This window comes from Candidatus Skiveiella danica (assembly GCF_022705245.1).
Classification (GTDB): domain Bacteria; phylum Pseudomonadota; class Gammaproteobacteria; order Burkholderiales; family Burkholderiaceae_C; genus Skiveiella; species Skiveiella danica.
Genome location: NZ_JAKJEW010000186.1, coordinates 1 through 542 on the forward strand (window position 1 = coordinate 1; position 542 = coordinate 542).

The following is a 542-nucleotide window of genomic DNA, read 5'->3' on the forward strand; positions in this document are numbered from 1 at the left end:
ATACGGGGCGCGGCGGCCGATCGCACCACCTTCCTGGCTCGCCACGCAGCCGCCCACGCCGATCACCAGGCCCGGGCGCTCTTCTTTCAGCTTGCGCCAGCGCCCGAGCTGGTGGAACACCTTCTCCTGCGCCTTCTCGCGGATAGAGCAGGTATTCAACACCAGCACGTCCGCTTCGTCCGCGTTGTCGGTCGCCTGCAGGCCGTGGCTCTCGCGCAGCAGGTCGAGCATGCGCGCGGAGTCGTACTCGTTCATCTGGCAGCCATGGGTCTGCACGAAGACTTTCCGGACGGGACGGTCGTTCATTGGCGTGGGGAGGGGGTACGAAAATAGGGCGGAAATTATAGCGACCGCGGCGGGCGATGCACAGGCGGGGGCTGTGGTATCCTTCGCGCCCCCTTGCATTTACCCACCGACGAGCGATACGCGCATGGCGGCCGAACCGATCTACAAAGTCATATTTCTGAACCAGAACCAGGTGTTCGAGTTATATGCCAGGCAGATCTACCAGAGCGACCTGTACGGTTTCATCGAGGTCGAGG

The 542-nt window shown here is 62.7% G+C and carries 1 protein-coding gene and 1 pseudogene; one reads left to right on the forward strand and one right to left on the reverse strand.

Going from position 1 to position 542, the window contains the following annotated elements:
* Positions 1 to 306, reverse strand: a pseudogene (locus tag ACMUOY_RS20895) (tRNA (N6-isopentenyl adenosine(37)-C2)-methylthiotransferase MiaB); the annotation flags it as partial.
* 124 nt (positions 307 to 430) lie between these two features.
* Between ACMUOY_RS20895 and ACMUOY_RS20900 the strand changes: the two are divergent.
* The coding region (locus ACMUOY_RS20900) for a DUF1820 family protein (RefSeq protein WP_413894618.1) at positions 431 to 542 on the forward strand (112 nt) is incomplete at its 3' end.